Origin of the sequence: Okeania sp. SIO2F4, from assembly GCF_010672385.1 — a bacterium.
Classification (GTDB): domain Bacteria; phylum Cyanobacteriota; class Cyanobacteriia; order Cyanobacteriales; family Microcoleaceae; genus Trichodesmium.
The window spans coordinates 1-6190 of record NZ_JAAHGT010000578.1 but is presented as its reverse complement, the minus strand read 5'-3'; the positions used below and the strand labels follow the sequence as shown (position 1 = coordinate 6190).

The following is a 6190-nucleotide window of genomic DNA, read 5'->3' as shown; positions in this document are numbered from 1 at the left end:
TGCAAAATCTTTGGATTTTTGAATGATAAGACAAATCCATGCACATTGCTGTCTCCTCTAGTCATTGCTGGATAACCAATAGGTAGTTCATACAACACACCTTTTGCCACTGCGGGAAAAAACTCCACAACATATTCAGCACAATAGAAATGATAATTTACCTCCCCTGGTTTGAGAGTACCATAGACAAATACTCTAAGATAACTCATAAGGGACTTCTAAATAGAAAAACATACAATTACCCTGAATTTAGGGAGTAGGTAGGGAAATTAGACAGCGCTAGATATGGCTTCTATGGTTTTTGCACAATTGAAAAAGTGCCTGGTTTTTGGCTCAAGTAGTCTCAAAATGCTAAAATTTGCCCCTGACAAGGCCGAAAATTTGGCCGTAGCAGATAGTCTAAACTGTTGCCTGTTGCCAGTTAAGTGTTCCCTATCATCACCATCAGACTTTTGAACCCAAACCCTAAATAAAGTTATATGAAATACGTTAATGTTTGCTACTTAAAGATTGATAGGGAGATGGGGGGATGGAGTGATTCGTATCTTTGCAGAATTTTTTGTATTTCATATTGATATTGAAAAGGAGGTAGGATAGGTGATGGTTTAGCGACGTACAGAACAGAACGTTGGGGGTTTTGGCAAATTTACTTCCTACAGTTACTGTAGGTTTGATTTTGTCTACCTACTTAACTAAATCAGATTTCCTGATGTTATTGATGAAGGGAGACAACAGACAAAAGCCTATCCAGAAAAATTATAACTATACTTTCTCGATCTAAACTGGATTAAGCATCACTGTCTAAACAAAAGTAAATTTGCTAATATAGTATAGTTATAAGTCTGAACTGAAATTAAATTTATTCAATAGTAATTATTTAATTATTTAGACCGAATCTTAGATAATGTCAGTAGTAAATGTTATGGCTTTTTTGCTTCCCCAGTTACCTCTAAGTGCTTTTTTACCAGAATTGCCTCTTGATAGTCTATTTTCTACTCAGGGAATAATGGTCATGCTATTAGCTGCTTATGCTGTAGCTATGTGGATGTTTCTGACCAGCGCCCCGAAAGTTCATACGATAATGGTTTCCGACTTGGCGATCGCCCAACAATTATATGAAGGAATGCTAGAGTTACCAGTAGCAGAAGTGCCTTTACATTACTACTATAATTATGAACAAACATTAGGAGCAACTGGTATAGATCCACTCTACCTATCAAATGATTATACCAGACCCAGCACTACTAACCAAGCAACAGCACCTTCAGATGGTTTGTGGTATCAATTAATGAAAAATACGCAACTACACATTATCAGTGGAGCAAGTCTTGGTACAAAAAACCGCCAACGTCATGTTTGTTTTGATAAAGACTGTTTAGAACAAATATTGATGCGTGTACAAATGCGAGGTCTTAAGTACAAAATTAGGTCAGAAAAACCTCTTAATTTATTGGTTAAAGACTGGAATAGTCGAGTCATAGAAATAGCAGAAGTCAAGAATTAAATATTGATAGGGAATAAGTTAATACGCATTTAAAATGCGTATTAGCAAGTCAGAAGTCATACCATTTCTCAAAAACTTTTCAACCCGTATCTTGAGTAGGGTCGGAGGTAGGGACGTTGTATGCAACGTCCGATAGCGAGAAGTAAACATAATAATAATTAAGATTAACTTGCCAATAATTAACAAAAAGATTATTATATCTGTGTTAATTACTTAATAACTGAAGTCTCACCAAAGTATAGCATTAATGCATGGGAATTGGTATGAGAAGTTAGAAGTTAGAAGTAATAATAATTTTCCAGGGAATGAAGCACACAACAATAAGTCGTTTAAATGCACAAAAGCTTAGGGAATAGGCGAAGACACAATTATTTGTCACTTATTCTTTAGAATAACTTTAGGAGTATGAATATCGTAAGCATTCAGCAGTTAGCTATTAGCTAGCCTCCTGCGGAGGAACTACGTTAACAGTTCTCGATCGGAGGAGGAGGTAAAAGCAATTGAGAAATTGAGAGAGAATAAAAAGTTACCGAAAAATTAAGGTATAAAGCCTTCTATTTCAAGAGAAAAAGCGGTCAAGGGATGCACTACTAACCTAGCCATATCCAATCTCCCCTTGAGAAGAAAAAAAATCCTTTTAGTCAATCCTCTTTTTTATAAGAAGAGGTAATTATTAATTATTAATTATTAATTATTAATTGTTGAACGCCGAACAGCTATCCCTTAACCCTAGCAGAATTATTCATTAGACATAGGCGTGAAAAAGATATAGACTTTTTGCACATAGTAGGCAACAACAGAGAAGATATTTTTAGCAAAAAAGTACGAAAAATCATTTTGTAAGTAACTTTTACAACTCTAGCTTATGTTAAATAAAGGAGAAGTTTATTTTCTAGAGATATGTATTATTAATTACTGATAACTGATAACTGACCGCTGAATGCTTAAATAAAAGCAAGTAATTTTCAGCTACAAAATAATTTTTATTGTCAGAAATTCAGCTATGATTAGTCATATTTAAAGAAGCTCCTAATACTTGAGATACCCATACTTCAAAAGAACGAACTTTATAATTAGGAAATTCTAAACCATTATTAGATATAGGTTCAACAAGAATAGTAAACATTCCTAAACGATTTCCTGCTAAAACATCAGTAAACAAACGATCGCCTACCATAGCAACTTTTTCTACTGGTAAATTCATCGCATCAACAGCTTTTTTTAACTTACGACGAGAAGGTTTACCAGCACTAGCAATATAAGGTATATTTAGTGCTTCAGCAATTCGACCTATTCTATATTCGCTGAGATTATTACTAACTAACCATAAACTTGCTACAGTTTTAATTTCTTCTACCCACAAACTCAATTCAGGAGAAGTGTCGCTATCACGAATTGACACAAGAGTTTCATCCACATCTAACACTAAACCTTGAATTTGATTTTTTTTAATAATTTCCAATGTTAGACTTAACACTGAATCACCCAGAACTAAATCTGGCTGTAAAAGTTTACCCCAAGACATAATTTTAATAAATTTATAACGAAGAAATTAAAAGTCAAAAACGAGCCAAGTATAAATAGTCCAAAATTATTTATCAACAAGCTACGAATTTTGACTTTATTGCCTATAAAAAAACAACAAACCCAACAAAATTAGATAGTCCAGCTTTATTAAAGTAATTCATCACTGACAAAATACTCAAAGCCAGATCTATCGATACTTTTGACTTTTCAATTCCGCGTAGCGATACCAATTACTGAGATGATAACATTCTCTCTACCTCTGCAATAGCAGCCTCATGTTCCGCAGCAGTACGACTAAAAATATGAGTACCATCATAGCGAGCCATAAAATACAAATATTCTGTATCTTCTGGATTAAGAGTAGCTTCTAAACTTGCCTTACCTGGACTAGCAATAGCAGTCGGTGGTAAGCCAGTATTCATATAAGTATTATAAGGAGAAGGAGTTTCAACCTGACTATAAGTAAGAGGCTTATCTTTTGTTTGACGGATACCAAGACCATATTCTACCGTTGGGTCTGCTGCTAACCTCATACCCTTCTCCAAACGATTATTAAATACACCTGAAATTACACCACGTTCTTCCGCAACTACAGCTTCCTTTTCTACAATACTTGCCAGAGTTACCCATTCATGGAGACTCAATTTTGTTGTATTGTTCGGGTTTTTCTGATAAACTGGTAAGGCTATTTTCTCAAACTGTCCTAGCATTTGATTAATAATAGCTTCTGGAGTAGTATTCTCGGGTACTATTTTATAAGTATCTGGGAATAGATAACCCTCTAAATGAGGTATATTACTTGGTAACCATGGAAACTTATCATAGGGAATATTTTTTGTAGCAGCAATAAAATCAGCAGCAGGAAAAAAACCTTCAGCTTCCAAATATTCAGCCATTTGTTTAATTGACCATCCTTCACGAATGACATAGCTGAGTTTAACCACATCTCCCTCTAAGATTTTATCTGCGATCGCGCTAAGTGGTTCGGTGGGTGATAGATTATAAGTTCCTGCTTTAAACTCTAGATCGGGATTTTGTAGACTTAACCATTTGACCCATAAATTCCAAGCTGTTGCAGAGCGAATTATACCAGCAGTTTCTAAATCTTCCCCTATTTGTTGACCATAAGTTCCCACTGGAATTTTTATGGTAACAGCATTTGCTTCTGAAGACTGAGTAGATGATGTTGCTGAAGCTACAGGTCCACTTACCCAACTCCACCAAGTCCACCCCTGCCAAGCAAAAATACCACAACTTACAGGTAGGATGGCCAAGTAAAACAGGGCACGATTGGAAATTAGTTTAATACTTTTTTTCATTTGATTGGTTAATATTTGGCAACAAAATTGCTCTGAGGTTAGTGTGTAGTAAAAATTATCACTTGGATTATTCTAGAGTATTACTGAGTCTAATCTTTGGCTCAATGACTAGAAAATAAGCGATCAAACCTCCCCCTTCAAGGGTATAAAAAAAGAAAATTCTGTATTTCAAGTCTCCATATTACAGCTATCCATTACCCACATCTTTACTTAAGATAAAAATTGACAAAAGGGAGAAGTTATGTATTTGTCATTAAATAGACATTTTGGGAGAGTCAACGTATTTGAAACCTATTTAATTAGAGGCTTTTCCTTAATTTGGCTCTCTTTCTCCCCCCATTCCCCCATCGCCCCATCTCCCTATCATAAAAGGGTTTCAAGATTTATGAGTAAAGCATAGCTATTACAGGAGGTACTGATAGCTGATAAATGTTAACTGAAGTGACCCGAATTTGTTAAAAGCTGCAAATGGTTTATTCCATACCATCGAAAAGTTTATCTTCTAGCATTTCTTGAACCATTGGCTGAATTTGCTTAAATTCTTCTTCTGAAAGTAACTCCAGTTTTCCATTATCACTTTTACGAGCTGGAATCAAAAATGGATCTAATGGTGTATATATAGCGTATTTCCGATCTTCATACAAAAAAGTTGCTAGTTCTTCGTAATATTCGCTTGCTTCGTCATCTTCATCCAGTTCATCTAGTTCCTCTTCATCCCATTCTGGTAACTCCCCAGTCACAGTTAAAGTTATCGCCGTTCTTTGCAGGATGAGGTTTTGTTCTTCGAGTACGACTTTAGCCGTATCAAAAATTTGGTCAATTTCTGATTCGTCATCTATAGGGATACTTGCTTGTTCTACATCTTTTGGCCCCCAAGTAAATATTTCTACAGGTAGGTCTAATGGTAGTAACATTACATACTCTCGACCGTTTAACTCTAGAGAATACTCTATGGTACAATGTAGCGATCGCTCTGCCTCATCAGTTAGGGTGATATAGGTTTCTTGAAATTGTCCATTCTCTTGTGATTCTGGGGATGAAAACATTTTGGGTATGGGTGATTATTTGTTCATCTAAAAAAAATCGGTAGTTGGGAACCCCTTTTCCTTGATCAAGGGTCTAAAAAATACCGGGTGCGAGTTTGTGTTTCTTTCAACACTTAAGACTTTTGCCGAATTATACTCTCCATATAATACATCTTTTTCCACTATTTTAACAATTAACTATTATTTATAAAAATTATATTTTAATCTATAGTTACTACTATAAAGTTTTTACTAATTCAATAATTAAATTAGATTGTTATTTTTAACGATCGTTTCAGGTTGGGAAATGTACAATTAAATTGCATATCTATTATAGATATAGCAATCCGCGCATAGGTTGCGGGTAATCAAAAAGTAAATAAAAAAACTGAAACTATTACCAGTTAAGAGTTAAGTGTTCCCTGTTCCCTAAAAAGCAGTAAGATTTTTGACAGGAATAAAATAGGATTGCTATAGTAATTCTAAAATTAGTGAGATATACAAGTTTTTTATCTTAGGGAATAGGGAATAGGAAAAAATACTGTACCTGATTAATATGATTGCCGCTATATTAAGTAGGTAGGTGGGGAAATTTACAAGTACGTCTGAAGGGAATTTAAATAATTAATAATGAATAATTAACAATTAATAATTACCTCTTCTGATAACGGATAGGATTGGCTAAAAGGATTTTTTTTCTCTTGGTCGATTGGATAGGGAATTTAAATAATTAATAATTAATAATTACCTCTTCTTATAAAGAATAGGATTGGCTAAAAGGATTTTTTTTTTTTTTGTTCGTTTGGATATAGTTA

The 6190-nt window shown here is 34.4% G+C and carries 5 protein-coding genes; 1 reads left to right on the top strand and 4 read right to left on the bottom strand.

The annotated features are described in order from the left end of the window. Positions 1–209: gamma-glutamylcyclotransferase family protein (locus tag F6K22_RS27910; RefSeq protein WP_293105613.1), on the bottom strand; the 209-nt coding region annotated here is incomplete at its 3' end. Positions 210–904: 695 nt separating this feature from the next. Between F6K22_RS27910 and F6K22_RS27905 the strand changes: the two genes are divergently transcribed. Then, positions 905–1504 carry a glyoxalase-like domain protein gene (locus F6K22_RS27905; protein WP_293105610.1) on the top strand — a complete coding sequence of 200 codons (600 nt, stop codon included), beginning with the start codon at positions 905–907 and terminating at the stop codon, positions 1502–1504. A 997-nt stretch (positions 1505–2501) separates the two neighbouring features. Here the strand turns inward: F6K22_RS27905 and F6K22_RS27900 are convergent. From F6K22_RS27900 to F6K22_RS27890, 3 genes are all read right to left on the bottom strand, one after another. After that, positions 2502–3029: a YqeG family HAD IIIA-type phosphatase gene (locus F6K22_RS27900; RefSeq protein WP_293105606.1), complete on the bottom strand. Its 528-nt coding sequence runs from the start codon at positions 3027–3029 to the stop codon at positions 2502–2504. 232 nt (positions 3030–3261) lie between these two features. Beyond that, a complete protein-coding gene (mltG, locus tag F6K22_RS27895; protein ID WP_293105603.1) occupies positions 3262–4350 on the bottom strand; it encodes an endolytic transglycosylase MltG in 1089 nt (362 codons plus the stop codon). A gap of 473 nt (positions 4351–4823) precedes the next feature. After that, on the bottom strand, positions 4824–5396 hold the full coding sequence (locus F6K22_RS27890; protein WP_293105601.1) for a DUF3727 domain-containing protein: 573 nt from the start codon (positions 5394–5396) through the stop codon (positions 4824–4826). Positions 5397–6190 lie beyond the last annotated feature (794 nt).

Excerpts from the sequence above, each read along its gene's own strand:
- F6K22_RS27900 (WP_293105606.1), bottom strand. The coding sequence starts at position 3,029 with ATGTCTTGGGGTAAACTTTTACAGCCAGATTTAGTTCTGGGTGATTCA.
- F6K22_RS27905 (WP_293105610.1), top strand. The coding sequence starts at position 905 with ATGTCAGTAGTAAATGTTATGGCTTTTTTGCTTCCCCAGTTACCTCTA.
- F6K22_RS27890 (WP_293105601.1), bottom strand. The coding sequence starts at position 5,396 with ATGTTTTCATCCCCAGAATCACAAGAGAATGGACAATTTCAAGAAACC.
- mltG (WP_293105603.1), bottom strand. The coding sequence starts at position 4,350 with ATGAAAAAAAGTATTAAACTAATTTCCAATCGTGCCCTGTTTTACTTG.